The organism is Streptomyces sp. NBC_01176, from assembly GCF_045039825.1.
GTDB lineage: Bacteria > Actinomycetota > Actinomycetes > Streptomycetales > Streptomycetaceae > Streptomyces.
On sequence record NZ_CP108600.1, the window covers coordinates 4389203 to 4408910 of the forward strand.

The window sequence follows — 19708 nt, forward strand, 5'->3', positions numbered from 1 at the left end:
GTTCAGGAGGCCCGGGTGCCTGACGCCCGGGCCTCGTCGTATCCGAGGCGGGCCTTCTCGACGTCGTCCATCCGGTCCTCGGTCCAGGCCGCCAGCGCACGCACCTGCTCGGCGGCCTCGCGGCCGAGTCCGGTGAGCGAGTAGTCGACGCGCGGCGGGATCACGGGCTTCGCGTCGCGGTGGACCAGACCGTCGCGCTCCAGGGTCTGGAGGGTCTGGGTGAGCATCTTCTCGCTGACCCGGCCGATCGCCCGGCGCAGCTCGCTGAAGCGGTAGGGGCGGTCGAGGAGCTCGATCAGTACGAGCACACCCCAGCGACTGGTGACGTGCTCCAGGACGAGACGGTACGGGCACATCGCCTCGCCGGTGTCGTACTTGCCGACCGCCGGCCCGCCGGCGGCGGCCCTGCTGACCGCTCGGGTACTTACTGCCATGTACGTACCTTACTTCAAAGTGGGTACTTTCCCATAGTTAGCGCACCTCCTAGGGTTAGTGACAGACCACCCCACAAGGAGCTGACCCATGAGCATCGTCGTCACCGGAGCCACCGGACACCTCGGCCGCCACGTCGTCGAAGGGCTGCTGGAGAGGGTTCCGGCCGACCAGATCACCGCCGTCGTCCGCGACCCGGAGAAGGCCGCCGGCTTCGCGGCCCGCGGCGTGCGGATCGCGGTCGCGGACTACAACGAGCCCGAGACCTTCGACACCGTCTTCTCCCCCGGCGACAGGGTGCTGCTGATCTCCGGCAACGAGTTCGACAAGGGCCGCGTGCACCAGCACCGGATCGTCCTCGACGCCGCCAAGGCCGCCGGGGTCGCGCTCTTCGCCTACACCAGCGCCCCGGGCAGCCTGACGGCCGCCCTCGCCGACGACCACCGCGGCACCGAGCAGGCCATCACCGACTCCGGCATCACCTACACCCTGCTGCGCAACGGCTGGTACAACGAGAACTACACCGAGAACCTCGCCCCGGTCCTCGAGTACGGCGCCGTCACCCAGGCCGCCGGGGAGGGCAGGATCGCCCCCGCCGCCCGCGCCGACTACGCGGCCGCCGCCGTGGCCGTGCTGACCGGCGAAGGCCACGAGAACAAGACCTACGAGCTGAGCGGCGACACCGCCTGGGGCTTCGCCGAGTACGCCGCCGAGGTCGCGAAGCAGTCCGGCAAGGAGATCGCCTACCACCCCGTCTCCGTCGAGGCCTTCACCAGCATCCTCGCCGGGGCGGGCCTGCCCGAGCCCCTCGCCGCGATCATCGCCGGCGTCGACGCGTCCATCGAGAAGGGCGAACTCGCCGCGACCGGCGGCGACCTGTCCCGCCTGACCGGCCGTCCCACCACCCCGATCGCCGAGTCGATCGCCGCGGCCCTGAAGGACTGACCCCGCCCGGACACCGGCCCGTCACCCTGCCACCCCCGCCTGTCATGACCGTATGGCGATACGGACATGACAGGCGGGGGTGTGCGGCGCTACCTTCTTGGAGGCTGCACGGGAGCAGCTGTGCGAGAGAGAGGGCCGGTGGCCGTGCAGCACCAGGCGAGGAGCGCATCCGGCTCCACAAGTTCCAAGGCCGCCAGGAGCGAGCAGCGCGTCGGGCTGCTGAACGGCTTCGCGGCGTACGGGATGTGGGGTCTCGTTCCCCTTTTCTGGCCGCTGCTCGAACCCGCCGGGGCCCTTGAGATCCTCGCCCACCGGATGGTGTGGTCCCTTGGCGTGGTCGGTGTCGCGCTGATCGTGATGCGGCGCTGGGCCTGGCTCGGCGAGCTGTTGCGGCAGCCGCGCAAGCTCGGGCTGATCACCGTCGCGGCGGCCGTGATCACGGTCAACTGGGGCGTCTACATATGGTCCGTGAACAGCGGACATGTGGTGGAGGCGTCCCTCGGGTACTTCATCAATCCGCTCGTCACCATCGCCATGGGCGTCCTGCTCCTCAAGGAGCGGCTGCGCCCGGCGCAGTGGGCGGCCGTCGGCGTCGGCCTCGGCGCGGTGCTCGTCCTCACCATCGGGTACGGGCGTCCGCCGTGGATCTCCCTCACGCTCGCCTTCTCGTTCGCCACGTACGGGCTGGTGAAGAAGAAGGTCAACCTCGGCGGCATCGAGTCGCTCGCCGCCGAGACCGCGGTCCAGTTCCTGCCCGCGCTCGGGTATCTGCTGTGGCTCGGGGCGAAGGGGGACGCGACCTTCGCCGCGCACGGGGCGGGGCACGCGACGCTGCTCGCCGCGACGGGGGTGGTGACCGCGGTGCCGCTGGTCTGTTTCGGCGCGGCCGCCATCCGGGTGCCGCTCTCCACGCTGGGGCTGCTCCAGTACCTGGCCCCCGTCTTCCAGTTCCTGCTCGGGATCCTGTACTTCCATGAGGCCATGCCGGCCGAGCGGTGGGCCGGGTTCGCCCTGGTGTGGCTCGCGTTGTCTCTGCTCACGTTCGACGCGTTGCGGACGGCTCGGCGGGCGGCGCTCGCGCTTCGCGCGCGGGGCGGTGTCGTCGACGACGCCGCCGGTGCCGGTGCCGGCGCGGGTGCGGGTGCGGGTGTCGTCGAGGCCGGTGTCGTCGGCCCCCGTGAGGCCTCGGCCGACGCGGCTCCTGCGGACGCGAAGCCGTAATCCTGCCGTCGGGTTTCTTCGCCCCCACCGCCAGTGCCCGACCCATCCCTGGGGGCTGCCGCCCCCAGCCCCCCGTTCGGCCTGGACGGCCTTGTCCTCAAGCGCCGGACGGGCTGTTGGTGCCGGCCTGGGCTGCGGATTTTTCAGCCCGTCCGGCGCTTGAGGACGAGCCCTTCTGGCGAGCGGGGGTCCAGGGGGCGGCAGCCCCTTGGCGGGGTCCGGGGGCGGAGCCCCAGGGAACGGGACGGGTCGGGTAGGGGCGGCGGGGGCGAAGAAAAGTCGGGGCGGGACCGGCGGTTGCGTTGCCCCGTCGTGGACGGAACCACTATGAGTGGCTCCATGACCCACACCCCGCCCCTGCACTGGAAGCTCGTCATCGACGCAGCCGACCCCCACGCCCAGGCCGACTTCTGGGCGGCAGCCCTCGGCTACCTGCTGGAGGACAACAGCGCCTTGATCGAACGTCTCCTCACCCTCGGCGCCGCCCCGCCGGAGGCCACCGTCGAGTCCCACGGCCGCCGCGCCTGGCGCGACCTGATCGCCGTACGGCACCCGGACGACCCGTACGAGGAGGAGACCGGAATCGGGCAGGGCCGGCGGCTGCTCTTCCAGCGGGTGCCGGAACTCAAGTCGTCGAAGAACCGGCTGCACCTCGACGTGCACGCGGGCCCCGGCCGCCGCGCGGAGGAGGTGGCCCGCCTCCAGGGACTGGGCGCGGGCGTCCTGCGACACGTCAAGGAGCCGGGCGGCGAGTGGGTGGTGATGGCCGACCCCGAGGGGAACGAGTTCTGCGTGCAGTGACGTACGGGCCGTCCGACGCGGCCGGATCGCGCTCTTGACGTCACGTCAGCCACAGCTTCACCATCAGGCACCCCATTCACTGTGGGATTCCCCTGGAATCCCCATGGAATTCGGAGCCCCCCACATGAAGCTCTCCGTTCCCGGGCGCGTCACCTCGGCCGCGCTCATCACGGCCGTCACGCTCCTCACGACCGGTGCGATATCCGGCGCGGCGCCCGCCCTCAGCCCCGCGGCCCCCACTGCCGCGGCCGCCGCTCCCGACATCCCCGTGGCCAACGTCAAGAGCCACCTCGCCCAGCTCCAGTCCATCGCCACCGCCAACGGCGGCAACCGGGCGCACGGCCGCACCGGGTACAAGGCCTCCGTCGACTATGTGAAGGCGAAGCTGGACGCGGCCGGATTCACCACGGTCCTCCAGCAGTTCACGTCCTCCGGCCGCACCGGCTACAACCTGATCGCCGACTGGCCCGGCGGAGACACGGGCCACGTCGTCATGGCCGGAGCGCATCTCGACAGCGTGACGGCGGGTCCCGGCATCAACGACAACGGCTCCGGATCCGCCGCGATCCTGGAGACCGCGCTCGCCGTCTCCAGAACGCAGTACCAGCCCACCAAGCATCTGCGGTTCGCCTGGTGGGGCGCGGAGGAGCTGGGCATGGTCGGCTCGAAGTACTACGTGAACAACCTGTCCTCGGCGAACCGGGCGAAGATCAGCGACTATCTGAACTTCGACATGATCGGCTCGCCGAACCCCGGCTACTTCGTCTACGACGACGATCCCACCATCGAGAAGACCTTCAAGGACTACTTCGCCGGCCTCGGCATCGCGACGGAGCCGGAGACCGAGGGCGACGGCCGCTCGGACCACTCGCCCTTCAAGAACGTGGGCATCCCGGTCGGCGGTCTCTTCAGCGGCGCCGACTACATCAAGACGGCGGCGCAGGCGGCGAAGTGGGGCGGCACCTCGGGGCAGGCCTTCGACCGCTGCTACCACGCGTCCTGCGACACCTCGTCCAACATCAACGACACGGCGCTGAACCGGAACGCCGACGCGCTGGCGTACGCGGTGTGGGGACTGTCCTCCTAGCGGTCCTCAGGTCGCGCCCTCGCCGGACCGCGCGCGGGCGCGTTCGGCGAGGCGCCCCATGCGGGTGCGGGCCGATTCGAGCTGTTCGAGGTCGTCGGCGGCGGGGCCGCCGTCGGCCACGAGCCCGGTCCACACCTCGATCAGAACGCGTCCGAGGTTCATCCCCTGCGCGGGATCACGGACGGCGCGCCAGGCCGTGGCCGCGCTCTGTACGTTGCCGTACGCGGCGTCCGGGTCCCGCTGCTGACGCCGGACCCGGGCGAGGTCGAGCGACAGATGGAACGACCTGAGCGCGTCACCGGCCAAGTAGGCGATGTACGAGGAGAGTTCGCCCAGTCGCAGCACCTCGGGATGGTCGGGTCCCAGCGTCCGTGCCGCTTCCGCCACGGTCCGCTCGGCCATCGTCGCGGCCTCTTCGATCCTGCCCTCCTTCACGGCTTCATTGATCCGCGTCACGGGCTCCGCGAGGAACGCGGCGCCCTCCGTCTCCACGACCGGGGTCAGCACCGACTCGGCGACGGCGTCGAAGCCCCGTGCCGGCGTGGGCTTCGGGTCCGGCTCCGGCTCCATCACGGCCATGGCCTCCGCGGCCAGCGACGGATGCCGGGCGAAGACCACTCCGGTTGTCGGGGTCGCCCGTGCGGGAGCGGGGGGCAGCGGCACGGGAGCGGGGGGCAGCGGCACGGGAGCGGGAGGCATCTCGGGTGCCGGGCCGAACTCGCCCGTCGGGGCGACCGCGACACCGGGCCGGGCGCCCGCCACCGGCCCCTGGACCACGCGCAGGACGTGCGTCGACGGGGCCTCGGGCCAGACCGTGGGCTCCGGGAGGGGCTCCGATACGGGCTCAGGCCCCGGCTCCGCGTCGGAGACCGGCTCGGGCCACACCGGAGTCCGAGAGACCGACTCCGGGACCGACTCCGAGAGCAACTTCGTGGGCCGGTCCGATACCCACTCCGAGGGCCGATCCGGGACCAACTCCGAGTCCGGCTCCGGGACTCGCTCCGGGACCGCCGCCGATCCCGGATCCGGGACGGCTTCCGGGACCGGCCGGGCGACGGGGTCCGGAGCCGGCTCGGGGAGCGGCCCGGAGACGCGGTGCGGAGCCGGCCCGGAAAGCGGCTCAGGAAGCGGATCCGCAGCGCGCTCGGGGCCCGGCCCGGCTGCCGGATCGGTTGCCGGGTCGAGCGCCGGATCGGTTGTCGGGTCGAGCGCCGGATCGGTTGCCGGGGCGAGCGCCGGCTCAGGCGACCGGTCCGGGACCGGCCGCAGCGCCTGCGTCCCGGCGTCCTTCCCCGTCACCGGTGGCGGTGACGGTGGCGGTGGCGGGGAGGGCGGCAGGACGGACGGCCGTGGCGGCGGAGACGGAGCCGGAACCGGAGGCGGAGGCGGTGTTCCCACCCGTACCGGCTCGCCCGCGTACCGGCTCGACCCGTCGCCGTACACCTGGAGCGGGACGACGAAGCCGATGCGTTCGTCGTGGACCCGGGCGAGGACGGGGTGCCCGGTGGCGCGGGCGATCCGGTGAAGGTGGTCCAGGACGGCGCCCTGGACGGTCTCACCGGGCGTGACGGCCAACGGCACGCCCCCCACGGTGGCGCCCACGGCGGACGTCGGCACACGGACCTCGAGGGCCGGCGCCGGCTCGTCCGCGTGTCCGCCCGGGACGGCCGCCGAGCGCTGCCGCTTGAGTTCCCGCTTCTGTTCGCGGCTGAGTCGAGACATTGGTTCCCTCACTCGGGGGGTGATCAGGGGAGGGTGATCAGGGGAGAACGGAGCTGCGCACCACCCGGTTCACGGGATCGGTCCGGCGCCGGGCACAGCCAAGGCGGCAACGTCCTCGTACGCATCCTCGACTCCCTCCTGCGGGCCCGTCGCCGTGGTGCCGGCCCAGCCTGCCCACCAGTCTCCCGGTTCCCGACCGGTCCCCGCGTCACCATGGCGTCACAGGCTCGTTCCAGGAACCCGTCCCCTGCTGCTTAACCTGTCGGGGCGCCGTGAACTCCGGCGCGTCACGACCGGTGCGCCGATGACGGAGGAGACTGGCGATGGGAATCGCGCGGCAAGGGCCGGACGGGCCCGAGATCTGGATCCGCGGGCCGGTGGGCGAAGCGGCGCCGCCACGGGCGGAGCACGGGCAAGTCCTGGCGGGAGCGCGGCGGTTCGCCTGGGTCGCCACCCATGGCGGGGCCGGCACCTCGACCCTCGCGACGGTCTTCGGCGGCCAGGACGCGGGACGCGACTGGCCGCGGTCCGAGCGCGACGAGTCGTGGTCGGTCCTTCTCGTGGGGCGTACGCACGCGTCGGGGCTGGAGGCCGTCTCGTACACCCTGGACATCTTCCGCCGGGGCGAGGCGCCGCCGGGGGTCGACCTCGAGGCGGTCGTTCTGGTGGCGGACGCGCCCGGCCGGCTGCCTCGGCCGCTCGCCCAGCGGGTCAAGGCGCTGGCCGCGGTGGTCGACGTCCACCAGGTGCCGTGGGTGCCGGCCTGGCGGATCGGTGACCTCGGTGCCGAGCCGCCGCGCGAGAGCGCCGCGCTGGCCCGGCTGACCGCGTCCGCGGGGCGCCCCTGAGGACACCCGCCCCGGCCACTACGCGGTGATGTCCTTCGCCATGAACCGCGCCCACGCCGCCGAGCCGAACACCACCGCGTACAGGCCCTGGAGGCCGAGGTTGCGGACGAGGTCGTCCCAGTACACCGGGTCGCGCATGAGGTCGGCGAAGGACAGCCAGTAGTGGGAGAAGAAGTACGGCTGGAGGGCGTGCAACTGGGGGATCTGGTCGAGGATCTGGACGGTGATGAGGAGCCCGACCGTCGTCGCCATCGCCGCGATGCCGCTGTTGGTCAGCGTCGAGACGAACAGACCGAGGGCCGCCACGCCGATCAGTGACGCGGCGACGACCAGTGCGATGAGGAACGCCCGGCCGAGCCCCTCGGCCAGGCTGATCCGCGTTCCGGAGATCGTCGTCAGCTCGCCCAGCGGGAAGAGGAGCGCACCCACCGCGAGCGCCGAGACCGCCACCACCACCGTCGCGACCAGGCAGAACGCCATCGTGGTCGCGTACTTGGTGAGCAGCAGACGGGTCCGGCCCGCGGGGGCGACAAGGAGATAGCGCAGGGTCCCGGCGTTCGCCTCGCCCGCGATGGCGTCCCCCGCGATGACGCCGATCGCCATCGGCAGGAAGAAGGGCAGCGTCGCGGCGAGTGCCGTGAACACCAGGAACAGGCCGTTGTTGGTGACCTGCGCGATGAACGCCGGTCCCCCGCCGTCTCCGCCCCCCGCCGACGAGCCGTCGCGCGTCTCGATCCTGAGGGCGACGCCGATGAGGACCGGTACGGCCGCGAGGACGCCCAGCAGCGCGATCGTCCGCCAGCGCCGGAAGGTCGTGACGAGTTCGCTGCGCAGCAGCCCGAACGTCCACAGGGCGCGGGGCGTCCGCACGGCCGGCGGCCCGCTCCCCGGGGCCCGCGCCCCGCCCTGCGCGCTCGGCGTCCTGTTCCGCGCGGCCGACGCCCCGCTCCGCCCCGACGCCTTGTTCCGCTCGGCCGATGCCCTGTTCTGCGCGGCCCGCGCCCTGCTCGGCTCGGCCGGCACGTCAGCCCGCGACATCGAATCCCTCTCCCGTCAGCGCCAGGAACGCGTCCTCCAGCGAGGCCCGTTCCACCCCGAAGCCACGTACCCGGACGCCCGCCGTGACCAGCGCGGCGTTCAGTTCGGCGAGGTCGCGGCTCTGGTCCGGGGGTTCAGCCGTCACCCCCGTCTCGGTCACCACCACGTCCCCCACCCCCTGTTCCTTCAGGACGCGCGCCGCGTCCCCGGGATCGGGCGTGGTCACCACGAGGCGGCCCCGCGCGTCCGCCGCGAGATCGGCCACCGCGCCCTGCGTGACCAGCCGCCCCTGCGCCATCACGGCCGCATGGGTGCATACCTGTTCGATCTCGTCGAGCAGATGCGAGGAGAGGAAGACCGTCGTGCCGTCCGAGGCCAGTTCGCGTACCAAGGAGCGGATCTCCCGCATGCCCTGCGGGTCGAGGCCGTTGGTCGGCTCGTCCAGGACCAGCAGCCGGCGGGGCTGGAGGAGCGCCGCGGCGAGCCCGAGCCGCTGCTTCATGCCGAGCGAGTACGCCTTGGCCTTCTTGCCCGCGGCGGCGGTGAGTCCGACCCGGTCGAGGGCGGACGCGACCCGCGCGCGCCGGGTGCGCGGGTCGGCGGTCGGGTCGGCGGCGTCGTACCGCAGGAGGTTGTCGCGGCCGGAGAGGAAGCCGTACAGCGCGGGGCCCTCGATGAGAGCGCCCACCTGCGGGAGCACCACGCGGCCGGCGCCGGGCATGGCACGGCCCAGGACCCGCGCCGTGCCCGAGGTCGGCTCGATCAGGCCCATCAGCATGCGGATGGTGGTGGTCTTGCCCGAACCGTTCGGCCCGAGGAAGCCGAAGACGCTGCCCGCCGGGACCGTCAGGTCGAGGCCGTCGACGGCGAGCTGTCCGCCGCGGTAGCGCTTGGTGAGCGCGCGGGTGGCGATCACCGTCTCCACCATGTCCGGTTCCGCGGCGGACAGTTCCTCCATGGGCTCCCTCGATTCGAGCTTCGCGGACGCGCCTACTGGGCGGCGTCGGCCGCCTTCACCAGCGCGGACTTGGTGACGGCGCCCGCGTACACCTTGCCGTCGTCCGTGATCAGCGCGTTGATCAGGCGGGTCGAGAAGACCGTGCCCGAGCCGAACTTGCCGGAGACGTGGTCGCCGAGCGAGTCCAGGAACCCGGAGGCGGGGCTGTTGCCGGACGCGGAGCCCGAGGGGACGCCCTGGCCGCCCGTGTCGAACTCGACGATCGAGCTCCAGCCCTCACCGACGGTCTTCATGCCGTCGAGCCCCTTGCCGAGGTCCTCACCGGGCTTCGGGGAGCCCTCCGGGAGCTTGCCGTGCCTGCCCTCGTCGTTGTTCGCGCCCTTGTCGCCCTTGTCCTGGCTCTTGCCGAGGTCCTTGCCCAGGTGGTCGCCCTCGGTGACCTTCGCGCCCTTCGGCGGGGTGAAGTCGAACGTCGAGGCGGCCGGCCTGGAGAAGTCGACCTTGGTGAAGCCCGCGTCCACGACGGCCGCGCCGCCGCTCGCCGGCGTCAGCGTGAACTTCAACGGCACCCCGGTCTTCGCGTCCACCGCGACGCTGATCGCACCGACCGTGGAGCCGGACTGCCTGGGCTTGATGAGGAGCTTGTAGGCGTCCCGGCCGGCGACCTGCGCCGTGCCGTCCACGGTCACGGAGGTCGTGTCGCCGGCGGCCTTCAGGGCCTCGTCGGCGAGCTCCTTGGGCGTGCTCGGGACGTCCTCGGGCGCCGCCCCGCGCCGCTCGTCGGACGCGGGCGCCTTCGAGTGGTACACCTCGTTCGACTTGCTGTCGTACGCCCACACGTCGTCGCCGTTGCGGATGACGCTGTACTCGGCGGCGTTCTCCAGCAGGGAGACCTTGCCCTTGTCCGGGCCGTCGGCCGCGACGCGCAGCGTGTGCGTGCCGGAGGCCAGCTCCATGAGTTTGGACTGCGGGTCGGCGGAAGAGCCGTCGGCGCCCTGGGCGGCACCGGACATCAGGCTGTTCTCCAGGCCGCCCAGGTCGGGCAGCCCGAGGTCGGTGCTGATCTTGACCGTGCCGGAGAGCTGCTGGACGTCGGACTTGGCGATCTTCTCGACGAGCTGCTGCGCGGTGATCTTCGGCAGGCTGGGGTCACCGGAGTCGGCGAGCGCCGGGACGAGCCCGATGGTCACCGCCGCCACCCCCACCACCGCGACCGGGACGACGTACCGCGCGGCCTTGCGCCGGCCGGCGCGCATCTCGTCGGCCTCGTCCCGCAGCCCTTCCGCCCCGGCGGTCCTGTCGGATTCGTTCGGTGCCATGTGTGCCATACCTCCGTCGTCGGCGGCGGCCTGCCATCCTGCGCTTCCCCACCCCTATAGCCGCCATTCTCACCCGAACCGGTGAGGAGTGGTGCTCTCCATATGACCAAATCGGGCGGAGAGATGCGTCAGACCCCGGACGCAACTCCACGTACTCCTGCGGTATGACACGGGGAGGCCGTGTCTCCCGCGACCCGTAAGGGTTGCCGAGGACGCCGCCTCGCACGCATCGCGGCCGGAGGCGACCCGCCGAGCCGTCCCGGAGCTGGGCTTCACGAACGTGTGCTCGATTTATCCACCGAGCGGAGCGACGATGTCCCGCCGGGCGAAAGCCCCTCCATTATGTGACACACGTCACACGAGAGGGAAACGGCCGGTCCGCCGGGCCGACACCCGCGCGTACACCGCTGCGGGCGTCCGGAACCGGCGCGGGCGGAGGCGTCAGCCCGCCCGGTGCACCACCGCGTCCACGAGCTCCACCAACGCCGCCTTCGCGTCGCACTCGGGCAACGGAGCCACCGCGGCCCGAGCCTCCTCCGCGTACCGCACGGTGTCCCGCCGCGCCTGCTCCAGCGCCGGGTGCGCCCGCAGCCGGGCCAGCGCTTCGGCGTGCCGGTCGTCATCCGTGAGATCGGAGTCCAGGAGCTCGCACAGCGCGATGTCCTCGGCGAGACCGAGCCGCTCCGCCCGCTCGCGCAACCGCAGCACCGGCAGCGTGGGAATGCCCTCGCGCAGATCCGTCCCCGGCGTCTTTCCCGACTCGTGCGAGTCGGACGCGATGTCCAGCACGTCGTCCGCGAGCTGGAAGGCGACGCCCAGCCGCTCCCCGTACTGCGTCAGCACGTCCACGACCGTCTCGTCGGCCCCCGACATCATCGCGCCGAAGCGGCACGCCACGGCGACCAGCGAACCGGTCTTGCCGCTCAGCACGTCGAGGTAGTGCTCGACCGGGTCCCGCCCGTCGCGCGGCCCCGCCGTCTCGAGGATCTGTCCGGTGACCAGCCGCTCGAACGCCTCGGCCTGGACGCGGACGGCCTCGGGCCCGAGGTCGGCCAGGGTGTGCGACGCGCGCGCGAAGAGAAAATCGCCGGTGAGGACGGCGACCGAGTTGCCCCAGCGGGTGTTCGCGCTGGGCACCCCGCGCCGCGCGTCGGCCTCGTCCATCACGTCGTCGTGGTACAGCGTGGCGAGATGGGTCAGCTCGACGACCACGGCCGAGGGCACGACACCCGGCGCGTAGGGGTCACCGAACTGCGCCGCGAGCATCACGAGCAGCGGACGGAACCGCTTCCCGCCGGCCCGCAGGAGATGCTGCGCGGCTTCCGTGATGAAGGGGACCTCGCTCTTGGTGACTTCGAGCAAGCCCTCCTCGACAGCCGCCAATCCGGCCTGGACATCGGCTTCGAGAGCCTGGTCCCGCACGCTCAGCCCGAACGGCCCGACGACGGTCACGAGAGGTTCTCCTGTCTGCTGACGATCACATGGCGAACTCGGTCGATCATTCGGTCGATGACACGGTTTGTCGATGTGTCGCTGCCATCACTCAAGTCAGCGTATCCGGTCACGTTTCGATCACCACGAGCGCCCACCGTCCCCACTGTCGACTTCCTCCCGACTTCCCTCTCGCCCGCCGTCCGATGTCCCCCGCGGGGCAGGCAGTCCTCCGTCCGGGCGGCTGCCTGTCACGGACGGTATGTTCGTGATAGGCCGATATGGCAGCAGATAAACCGAATCACCCGCGAGCACCGAGGACACCACCGAGGACACCGAGGACACCGACCGAGGACACCGAGAAGAGCATGCACACCCGTACGGCCTTCCCCTACGAGACGACTCACGAGGACCTCTGGATCCCCCTGGCGGACGGCACCCGGCTGTACGCACGCATGTGGCGCCCGCTGACCGGGGACCCCGTCCCCGCCCTGCTCGAATACCTCCCGGACCGCCTCAGCGACGCGACCGCGCCGCGCGACGCGCAGCGCCATCCCTGGTACGCGGGCCACGGCTACGCCTCCGTCCGGGTGGACGTCCGCGGCCACGGCAACTCGGAGGGCGTGCCGGCGGACGCGGAGACCACCGAGCCGGCCGACGGCGTGGAGGTGATCCACTGGCTGGCCGCCCAGCCCTGGTGCAGCGGCCGGGTCGGCATGTTCGGTCTCTCCCGGGGAGGCACCACCTCCCTCCGGATCGCGGCTCTCGCCCCCGAACCGCTCAAGGCGGTCGTCACGGTCTGCTCGGCGGACGACCGCCTCGACGACGGCATCGGCCCCAGCACGGACCGCGGCATCGACCGCGCGGGAGGTGCCGTCCCCGCCCCCGGCGCGCACGCCCGCGCGGCAGCGGCACTCGCCCACGTCGCCCGCCCGCCGGACCCCGCCCACGTCGGCCAGGTGATGTGGCGTGACATGTGGGTGAAGCGGCTGGAGACGGTGGACCCGTTCATCCGTACGGGGCCGTCGCACCCGGCCCAGGACCCGTACGGGAGCGACGGCGGCGCCCCCGAGAGCGGCTCCGTGATCCGTGCGGCCGTCCTCGCGGTGGGCGGCTGGCACGACCCCTACCGCGACTCGGTGCTGCGCCTGGTCCGGAGCCTCCCGCCGGACCGCGTACGAGGCGTGATCGGCCCCTGGTCGCACGAGTACCCGGACCAGGACCGCCCGCCCGGCCCGGCGATCGGCTTCCTCCAGGAGACGTTGCGCTGGTGGGACCACTGGCTCAGGCCGCACGGCACGCGCACCTCGACCGGCACGGACGCGCGCACCTCGGCCGACCTGGACGCGCGCACCTCGGCCGGCCCGGACGCCGGTTCCTCAGCCGGCACGGACGCCGGTTCCTCAGCCGGCCTGGACGCCGGTTCCGCAGCCAGCACGGACAGCGGCACAGTGATGTCCGAGCCCCTTCTGCGCTGCTACGTCATGGACGCGCACCCACCGGCGACGACGTACGCCTCCCTGCCCGGCCGCTGGGTCGGCGACGGCGCCTGGCCCTCCCCCTTGGTCACCCCCATCGCGTACGCGCTCCGGGGTGCGCCGGTGCTCGTGCGCTCCCCTCAGCACACCGGCGTGGACGCGGGTCGCTTCCGCCCCACCGGAGGCGACGCGGACCTGCCGCCGGACCAGCGGGAGGAGGACGCGAGATCCGCCTGCTTCGAGTTCGAGGTGCCGGGAGAGACCTGGATCCTGGGCCGGCCGAGCGTGCGCCTGCGTCTGACCTTCCACTCGGCCCGGGGCCAGGTGATCGCCCGGGTCTGCGACGTGGCCCCCGACGGCACCTCGACCCTGGTCACTCGGGGTGCCCTGAACGTGTCGGCGCGCGACGGCGGCGATCCGGCCGTCCCCCGAGCACCGGGCACCTCGGAGGACGTGCGTCTCGACCTCGACGCCATCGGCTACGCCGTCCCGCCGGGCCATCGCATCCGCCTCTCCCTCTCCTCCGCGTACTGGCCGTGGAGGTGGCCCGAGCCGGGCTCGGAGGCCGGATTCACCCTGGATCCGTCGGGCAGTTTCCTCGAACTCCCGGTGCGGGCACGGGAGTCGGACCCCGCGATCACCTTCGCGGAGCCGGAGCACTCCGTACCGCTCGGGGTGGCCTCCGCCGCCACCCTCGACGAACCCCGCCCCGAACGCCTGGTCGTACGCGACGTGGCGAAGGACGAGTGGCGTCTAGAAGTCGTCCCGCGCCACTGCGGGACCCGCGTCCACCCGGACGGCCTCGAGCACACGGAGGACGCGCTGGAGACGTACTCCGTCCAGGAAGCCGACCCCCTGAGCGCCCGCGCCCACTTCTCCTGGTCGATCCGTCTGCACCGCCCGGAACCCGCCTGGGACGCGAGGATCGAGGTCCGCTCCGAAGTCACCTGCGACACACGGGACTTCATCACCTCCAGCGAGCTGGTCTGCAAGGACGGCGACGAGGTGGTCTTCCATCGGACGTGGGAGCGGAGAATTCCGCGCACGGCGGGCCAGGGCCTCGGCGACGTCATCGGCGACCCCGCGGAGCAGAGCGCGGACCGCTGAATTCCTGACGCACCCCGGCGGGGACGCCCGCCCGCTTCCACGGGCGGCCAGGAGACGGTCGCGGGACTCGGCAGCGTCGGAGTGGAAGCGGTGGCCGGGATCAACAGGCCATACATGGGGCCTGAGTTCGACCCTCCCCCCGCCAGGAAATGGCACGAACTCCCTGAACACCGGCTTCTCGGACACCACTTGAGGCCCGGCGAGTACCGGCTCCTCCACGCCGACCCCGGCTCGGACCCGTCCGTACGAGCGGCGCGCCCGGCTCCGACCGGGGGCTCAGCAGCCTCTTATCTGTGCCTTATATGCCCGACTTGCCTTCATTGCCGCTTTATTCCTGCCGCGTCGAGTGAGTTGAGTCACGCCGGCAGGTGATCCACTCCACAGCACCGTCCAGCGACTACCCGTTTGCAGAAGCCAAGTTGAGCGAAGCATTCCGGATTAATCGGGCAATTCATCTGCCCTTATGTCCAGGTGAAAACGATCTACACCGCGACATCAAGGCTTGTTCCGGACATGTGCTCTCGCATACCTTCACGTCACTCCGGACGGACCGCCCAATCCTGCCGCCGACCGGAAACCCACACCCGACCACACACGCACGGCAGGAGCGGGGGACCCAGGTAAGCCGCCGATCCGAAGTCCGGAACGGCTAGGGGTGAAGTCGCACTCACTGTGCGGCCGGGCAGCTCCCGCCCGAACCCGACAGCTCACCTCGCAGGCGCCGGAGAGGAACACGTCATGGCCGCAGCAGGTAGACACTGCCACCCGAAGACCCGCAGCACCCTCGTCCGCGGCATTCTCGCTGCGAGCACGGGCGCGGCGGTACTCGCCCTTCCGCTCCTGGGCGCCACCTGCGCACAGGCCGCCACGGGCGCCTCCGACGTCAAGCTCGTCACGTACAAGGTGGTCACGGGCGACACCCTGGCCAAGATCGCGCGGAAGTACCCCTCCAGCGGCGGCTGGAAGAAGCTGTACGAGGCCAACAGCGCGGTCATCGGCCCCAACCCGTCGGCGCTCCGTCCGGGCCTCACCCTGACGGTCGGGACAAAAACCGTCCAGAACACCGCAAAGACGACAAAGGCCACGGCAGCGGTCGCCAAGACCACGACGGTCAAGACCACGGCCGCCAAGACCACGGCCGCCGTGAAGACGTACACGAACGACCTCGACGGCTGGATCAAGCAGTCGCTGGACGTCATGGCCAAGAACGGAATCCCGGGCACCTACAACGGCATCTACCGCAACGTCATGCGGGAGTCCTCCGGAAACCCCAAGGCCATCAACAACTGGGACTCCAACGCCGCCGCCGGTATCCCCTCCAAGGGCCTGCTCCAGGTCATCGACCCGACGTTCAAGGCCTACCACGTGCCCGGCACGTCGTGGGACTCCTACGACCCGGTCGCGAACATCACCGCCGCCTGCAACTACGCCGCGGCCAAGTACGGCTCCATCGACAACGTCAACGGCGCCTACTGAGGGACGCCACGTGCCCGGGGCGCCGGACCGGACATCCGGCGCCCCGGGAAGCCGGAACCACGGGGAACCGGGCCACGGGAATCCGAGGCCTCGGGAAACCGGGGTCACGGGGAACCGGCCCACGGGAAACCGGGGCTACGGAGTGGAGAGCGGGAACAGCCGCTCCAGCACCACCGCGATCCCGTCGTCCTCGTTCGACAGCGTCACCTCGTCGGCCACCGCCTTGAGCTCTGGGTGGGCGTTGGCCATGGCGACCCCGTGGGCGGCCCAGTCGAACATGGGGATGTCGTTGGGCATGTCGCCGAAGGCGACGGTGGCTTCGGAGGCCAGCCCGAGATGGGCGGCGGCGAGAGCCAGCCCCGTCGCCTTGGTCACCCCGCATGGCTGGAGTTCGACCGTGCCGGGCCCCGACATGGTGACGGTGGCCAGAGAACCCACCACCCCCCTGGCCGCCGCGGCCAACTCGTCGTCGGACAGCAGCGGGTGGCGCAGCAGCACCTTGCTGATCGGCTCCGTCCAGAGGTCGTCACGGCGTCCGACCCGTACCGCGGGAAGCGTCGGGTGCGGCATCACATAGCCGGGCTCGATGAGTGTCAGTCCGTCCACGCCGTCCTGGTCCACCGCCGCGTAGAGCAGCCCGACCTCCGCCTCGATCTTTCCGAGCGCCGTCTCCGCGAGTTCCCTGTCCAGGGTCACCGACCACAGCAGACGGTCCTCGCCCGCGTCGTAGAGCTGCGCCCCCTGCCCGCACACCGCCAGTCCCGCGCCGCCGAGTTCGGCGAGGAGCGGGCGCACGCGCGGCGCCGGGCGCCCCGTCACGACCAGATGCCGGGCGCCCGCCCCCACCGCCCTCGCCAACGCGGCCCGGGTCCGCTCGGAGAGTGTGTCGTCGCCGCGGAGCAGCGTTCCGTCCAGGTCAGTGGCGATGAGTGAATATGCAGTCGGAGCGGCCATGATCCGAAGAATACGGATCCGGTGACTCATCGGCCCGGCGTGAACCGGACGACGTCCGGTATCCCGTCAGCAACGCCGTTCACCGCACGGGCCACGCGTGACGGACGGCGTCACACCGTCCGATCCGCCGCGCCGGGCGCCCGGAAGCGCCGCGGCACGGGCTCCAACACCCGCCGCGGACCGGCCGGTTACGGACTGCGGGCTTTCGGGTACTTCCTGACGACGCGGGGGCCGTGGCCCCCCGCCACCACCCCCGCCGCCCTACGCGCGAGCGCCGTGCCTCACCTCAACCGTGAGCCGCCGCCAGGTGCTTGGCCAATCGCGGCGAGGCGAACTCCGTCCCGCACACGAACCGCATCACGGGCCCGTACGAGGCCGCGGCCGGCAACCCCGTGAAGTACAGCCCGGGCACCGAGGACCGGTATCCGGCACCGAGCTTCGGAGTACCGCGGCTCACCGTCAGCTCCGTCCGCAACGCGGGTCCCAGGAAGTCCATCGCGGCGAGGTCGACGCGATAGCCCGTCGCCGCGATGACGTGGTCGGCCGCGAGTTCCTCGGCCGAACCGCCCAGGGTCCGCACGGAGAGCACCGGGCGGCTCCCGGAGACCGAGGCACGCTCGATCCGGGCGATCTCGCTGACCTCGACCTTGCCCTCGAAGCGGTCCCGGAGCCACCACGCGCCGAGCGGGCCGAGCACCCGGCGGACGAGATAGTGCCGGGTCTCGGCGGGCAGGTAGCGGTAGGGATGCGGGTAGTAACTGAGCGCCCACAGCGACCAGGCGCGTCCGAAGGGCGACTCCGGGCGCAGCTTCGGCTGCCCCCAGGGCGGCGCGCCGAAGGCGACCCTGCCCCGGCCCCGGGACACCACGCGCACCTGCGCCCCCGCCTCCGCCGCGAGTGCGGCCGTCTCGAGGGCGGACTGTCCCGCTCCGACGACGATCAGTTCCTTGCCGGAGAACCGGGTGAGGTCGTGGTGCTGGGAGCTGTGCGAGACGGGGCCGGTGGGCGCCGGTCCGTCCGCCGCCGCCTCACCGAGCTCGGGCGGCAGATGGGCGAGGCCGTACAGTCCGGTGGCCACGACGACCGCGCGTGCCGTGAACGACTCCCCCGAGTCCAGCTTCAGCTCGAAGCCCTCGCCGCCCCGCCGGTCGACGGAGACGACCCGCACCTGCTCCAGCTCGGGCACGAGCCGCTGCTGGAACCACTCCCCGTACGCGATGAACGTCTCGACCGGGATGATGTCCTCGTCCGTGACGAGCCGCGGTATCCCGGCGGCGTCGCAGTAGTCACGGAGTGTGTGGCCCTGCTGCGGGGCGTCGATGCTGGATGCGGCCGGGGTCGACTTGAGGAGCATTCCCTCGGGCATGTGGTCGCGCCAGCTCACCATGGGCCGGCCGAAGACGCGCACCGGGATGCCGCGCGCCCGCAGATGGGCGGCGGTGGACAGGCCGAACGGGCCCGCACCGATGACTGCTACCGGATGAATCACGAAGTCCCCTCCCCAGGACGTTCTTCCGTCACTTCGTGGTCGTGCTGGTACTGCTGCCGCGGCGGTTGGTCCGCCACAGCTGGTACAGATGCCTCGCGCCCGGTCGCACGAAGCGCGCGAGCATCGTGAAGAACGGCCGCAGGTCGTCACCCGCGAGCCAGGCCAGCTCCGTACCGCTCGCGCGAGTCGGCGCGTGCGGGGTGGTGTAGCCGCTGCGCCGGTAGGCGAGCAGGGCCGGCAGGTCGATGTTCTCCACGATGTACCGGTGACCGGCCCGCTGTTCCCCCTCGGGAACGGTGCGCCCGGTCAGGTCGAGATGCATGGCCCGGACGACGTCGATCCCCGACTCGTTCTCGAAGAGCCGGAACTGCGCGCCCATGCGGGGGTTGAAGTCGAGAAGCTTGTACTGCCCGTCTCTGCGGTCGAAGCGCAGGTCGAGGTCGATGACGCCGCTGAAGCCGATCTGTTTGATGAAACGTGCGGCGAGGTCAGCGAGTTCCGGATTGTCGACGACGTACGCGTTCGCCGTCATGCCCGCGTGCGGGGGCCAGGAGCGGACCTTCACGCCCGTGAACATCGCGAGCGGTGTCGAGTCCGCGTCGAAGTACGCGTGCACGATCCAGTCCTCCGCCTCCTCCCTGGGCAGGTACTCCTGGAGGATCACACCCGGGTGCCCGCCCCAGTCCCGGGCGAGCGCCAGCAGCCCCTCCCGGGTCGCGATCCTCGTCGTCCCGTTGACCGCGGGCCGGCTGCGGCGCACGAACGCCTCACGGTTCTTGGCCACGAGAGGAAAGCGGGCCGAGGCCGCGAAGCGCTCGATCTCCTCGTACGACTGCGGAAAGGCGGCCGCCGGACTGGGGATGCCGTGCTCCACGCACAGCTCGTGCAGGCCCTGTTTGCTGGCGAGGCGGCGGGGCAGTTTGGCGTCCACCCGGGGAAAGAGAAAGCGCTCCGCGAGTGCCTCCTGATGCTCCGCTATCAGGACGGCGGCCTCCTCGTCCGTCGGGACGAGCACCGTGGGCCGCCCTATGCGGCGGCCGATCCGCAGCAGCCCCTCGACCAGGCGCTCCGGCTCCTCCGTCCCCGTCGTCGGCCAGACGAAGGCACGGCGCAGATAACGTGAGGCCGCGGCAGGCGTGTAACGGTCCTCGGTGATCGCGTACATCGGTATGCCCAGGCGGCCCAGGCTCCGTATCGCACCCACTCCACCGTGATGCAGCGGATAGTCACCGAATTTCACTATCAGCCCCGGAACGTCCCGGTCGGCGTCGACCGGCACTCCACTGACGCCCCTGGCCACGGGTCCCCCCACGTGTCCCCCCTACGGACCGGACCCACCCCGTCCATGTCCCCAAAGGACGCTAAGCCGGAATTACCGCGTCCGACAAGACCTATTCGGACA

16 protein-coding genes and 1 riboswitch are annotated in these 19708 nt (G+C 71.6%); of the genes, 7 read left to right on the plus strand and 9 right to left on the minus strand.

Translation table 11 applies throughout. The features are described from left to right. Window positions 1–2: 2 nt before the first annotated feature. On the minus strand, window positions 3–356 hold the full coding sequence (locus OG199_RS18820; protein WP_356808965.1) for a helix-turn-helix domain-containing protein: 354 nt from the start codon (window positions 354–356) through the stop codon (window positions 3–5). A 166-nt stretch (window positions 357–522) separates the two neighbouring features. Here OG199_RS18820 and OG199_RS18825 point away from each other — a divergent pair, with 166 nt between their 5' ends. The 4 genes from OG199_RS18825 to OG199_RS18840 all read left to right on the plus strand — a co-directional run bounded on the left by OG199_RS18825 (window position 523) and on the right by OG199_RS18840 (window position 4486). Next, on the plus strand, window positions 523–1377 hold the full coding sequence (locus OG199_RS18825; protein WP_405830409.1) for an SDR family oxidoreductase: 855 nt from the start codon (window positions 523–525) through the stop codon (window positions 1375–1377). Between the two features lie 243 nt (window positions 1378–1620). After that, complete coding sequence (gene rarD, locus OG199_RS18830) at window positions 1621–2598, plus strand: EamA family transporter RarD (RefSeq protein ID WP_405834583.1); 978 nt, start codon at window positions 1621–1623, stop codon at window positions 2596–2598. 339 nt (window positions 2599–2937) lie between these two features. Further along, window positions 2938–3399 carry a VOC family protein gene (locus tag OG199_RS18835; protein ID WP_401805428.1) on the plus strand — a complete coding sequence of 154 codons (462 nt, stop codon included), beginning with the start codon at window positions 2938–2940 and terminating at the stop codon, window positions 3397–3399. A gap of 124 nt (window positions 3400–3523) precedes the next feature. After that, the gene (locus OG199_RS18840) at window positions 3524–4486 is read left to right on the plus strand and encodes a M28 family metallopeptidase (protein ID WP_356809066.1); all 963 of its coding nucleotides are present in this window, start codon (window positions 3524–3526) and stop codon (window positions 4484–4486) included. 6 nt (window positions 4487–4492) lie between these two features. On the opposite strand, the gene OG199_RS18845 is transcribed toward OG199_RS18840, so the two are convergent. Continuing rightward, window positions 4493–6208 carry a hypothetical protein gene (locus OG199_RS18845; protein ID WP_405830411.1) on the minus strand — a complete coding sequence of 572 codons (1716 nt, stop codon included), beginning with the start codon at window positions 6206–6208 and terminating at the stop codon, window positions 4493–4495. Between the two features lie 323 nt (window positions 6209–6531). On the opposite strand from OG199_RS18845, the gene OG199_RS18850 reads away from it, so the two are divergent. Next, window positions 6532–7056, plus strand: coding sequence for a DUF6668 family protein (locus tag OG199_RS18850; RefSeq protein WP_405830413.1), 525 nt, complete (start codon window positions 6532–6534; stop codon window positions 7054–7056). 18 nt (window positions 7057–7074) lie between these two features. Here the strand turns inward: OG199_RS18850 and OG199_RS18855 are convergent, their stop codons facing one another. From OG199_RS18855 to OG199_RS18870, 4 genes are all read right to left on the minus strand, one after another. Beyond that, on the minus strand, window positions 7075–8094 hold the full coding sequence (locus OG199_RS18855) for an ABC transporter permease (RefSeq protein ID WP_405830414.1): 1020 nt from the start codon (window positions 8092–8094) through the stop codon (window positions 7075–7077). After that, window positions 8081–9052, minus strand: a complete 972-nt coding sequence (locus OG199_RS18860) for an ABC transporter ATP-binding protein (RefSeq protein WP_405830415.1) — start codon at window positions 9050–9052, stop codon at window positions 8081–8083. Before OG199_RS18860 ends, OG199_RS18855 begins: the two co-directional genes overlap by 14 nt. 32 nt (window positions 9053–9084) lie before the next feature. Continuing rightward, complete coding sequence (locus OG199_RS18865) at window positions 9085–10371, minus strand: outer membrane lipoprotein carrier protein LolA (RefSeq protein ID WP_401805421.1); 1287 nt, start codon at window positions 10369–10371, stop codon at window positions 9085–9087. A 441-nt stretch (window positions 10372–10812) separates the two neighbouring features. Next, on the minus strand, window positions 10813–11823 hold the full coding sequence (locus tag OG199_RS18870; protein ID WP_148009971.1) for a polyprenyl synthetase family protein: 1011 nt from the start codon (window positions 11821–11823) through the stop codon (window positions 10813–10815). 347 nt (window positions 11824–12170) lie between these two features. On the opposite strand from OG199_RS18870, the gene OG199_RS18875 reads away from it, so the two are divergent. Further along, a complete protein-coding gene (locus tag OG199_RS18875) occupies window positions 12171–14387 on the plus strand; it encodes a CocE/NonD family hydrolase (RefSeq protein ID WP_405830416.1) in 2217 nt (738 codons plus the stop codon). Window positions 14388–14962: 575 nt separating this feature from the next. Beyond that, a riboswitch (cyclic di-AMP (ydaO/yuaA leader) is annotated at window positions 14963–15121 on the plus strand. A 4-nt stretch (window positions 15122–15125) separates the two neighbouring features. Then, window positions 15126–15863: a transglycosylase SLT domain-containing protein gene (locus OG199_RS18880; RefSeq protein WP_405830418.1), complete on the plus strand. Its 738-nt coding sequence runs from the start codon at window positions 15126–15128 to the stop codon at window positions 15861–15863. Between the two features lie 135 nt (window positions 15864–15998). On the opposite strand, the gene OG199_RS18885 is transcribed toward OG199_RS18880, so the two are convergent. The 3 genes from OG199_RS18885 to OG199_RS18895 form a co-directional block, all read right to left on the minus strand. Next, window positions 15999–16817: an HAD family hydrolase gene (locus tag OG199_RS18885; RefSeq protein ID WP_356804802.1), complete on the minus strand. Its 819-nt coding sequence runs from the start codon at window positions 16815–16817 to the stop codon at window positions 15999–16001. A 286-nt stretch (window positions 16818–17103) separates the two neighbouring features. Then, complete coding sequence (locus tag OG199_RS18890) at window positions 17104–18306, minus strand: FAD-dependent oxidoreductase (protein WP_356804800.1); 1203 nt, start codon at window positions 18304–18306, stop codon at window positions 17104–17106. A gap of 28 nt (window positions 18307–18334) precedes the next feature. Then, window positions 18335–19585: an ATP-grasp domain-containing protein gene (locus OG199_RS18895; RefSeq protein ID WP_401805679.1), complete on the minus strand. Its 1251-nt coding sequence runs from the start codon at window positions 19583–19585 to the stop codon at window positions 18335–18337. Window positions 19586–19708 lie beyond the last annotated feature (123 nt).

What these genes read in the sequence shown, in the direction of transcription:
- OG199_RS18840 (WP_356809066.1), top strand. Translation starts at nt 3,524, where the DNA reads ATGAAGCTCTCCGTTCCCGGGCGCGTCACCTCGGCCGCGCTCATCACG.
- OG199_RS18860 (WP_405830415.1), bottom strand. Translation starts at nt 9,052, where the DNA reads ATGGAGGAACTGTCCGCCGCGGAACCGGACATGGTGGAGACGGTGATC.
- OG199_RS18845 (WP_405830411.1), bottom strand. Translation starts at nt 6,208, where the DNA reads ATGTCTCGACTCAGCCGCGAACAGAAGCGGGAACTCAAGCGGCAGCGC.
- OG199_RS18885 (WP_356804802.1), bottom strand. Translation starts at nt 16,817, where the DNA reads ATGGCCGCTCCGACTGCATATTCACTCATCGCCACTGACCTGGACGGA.
- OG199_RS18875 (WP_405830416.1), top strand. Translation starts at nt 12,171, where the DNA reads ATGCACACCCGTACGGCCTTCCCCTACGAGACGACTCACGAGGACCTC.
- OG199_RS18835 (WP_401805428.1), top strand. Translation starts at nt 2,938, where the DNA reads ATGACCCACACCCCGCCCCTGCACTGGAAGCTCGTCATCGACGCAGCC.
- OG199_RS18825 (WP_405830409.1), top strand. Translation starts at nt 523, where the DNA reads ATGAGCATCGTCGTCACCGGAGCCACCGGACACCTCGGCCGCCACGTC.
- rarD (WP_405834583.1), top strand. Translation starts at nt 1,621, where the DNA reads ATGTGGGGTCTCGTTCCCCTTTTCTGGCCGCTGCTCGAACCCGCCGGG.
- OG199_RS18865 (WP_401805421.1), bottom strand. Translation starts at nt 10,371, where the DNA reads ATGGCACCGAACGAATCCGACAGGACCGCCGGGGCGGAAGGGCTGCGG.
- OG199_RS18880 (WP_405830418.1), top strand. Translation starts at nt 15,126, where the DNA reads ATGGCCGCAGCAGGTAGACACTGCCACCCGAAGACCCGCAGCACCCTC.
- OG199_RS18855 (WP_405830414.1), bottom strand. Translation starts at nt 8,094, where the DNA reads ATGTCGCGGGCTGACGTGCCGGCCGAGCCGAGCAGGGCGCGGGCCGCG.
- OG199_RS18850 (WP_405830413.1), top strand. Translation starts at nt 6,532, where the DNA reads ATGGGAATCGCGCGGCAAGGGCCGGACGGGCCCGAGATCTGGATCCGC.
- OG199_RS18820 (WP_356808965.1), bottom strand. Translation starts at nt 356, where the DNA reads ATGTGCCCGTACCGTCTCGTCCTGGAGCACGTCACCAGTCGCTGGGGT.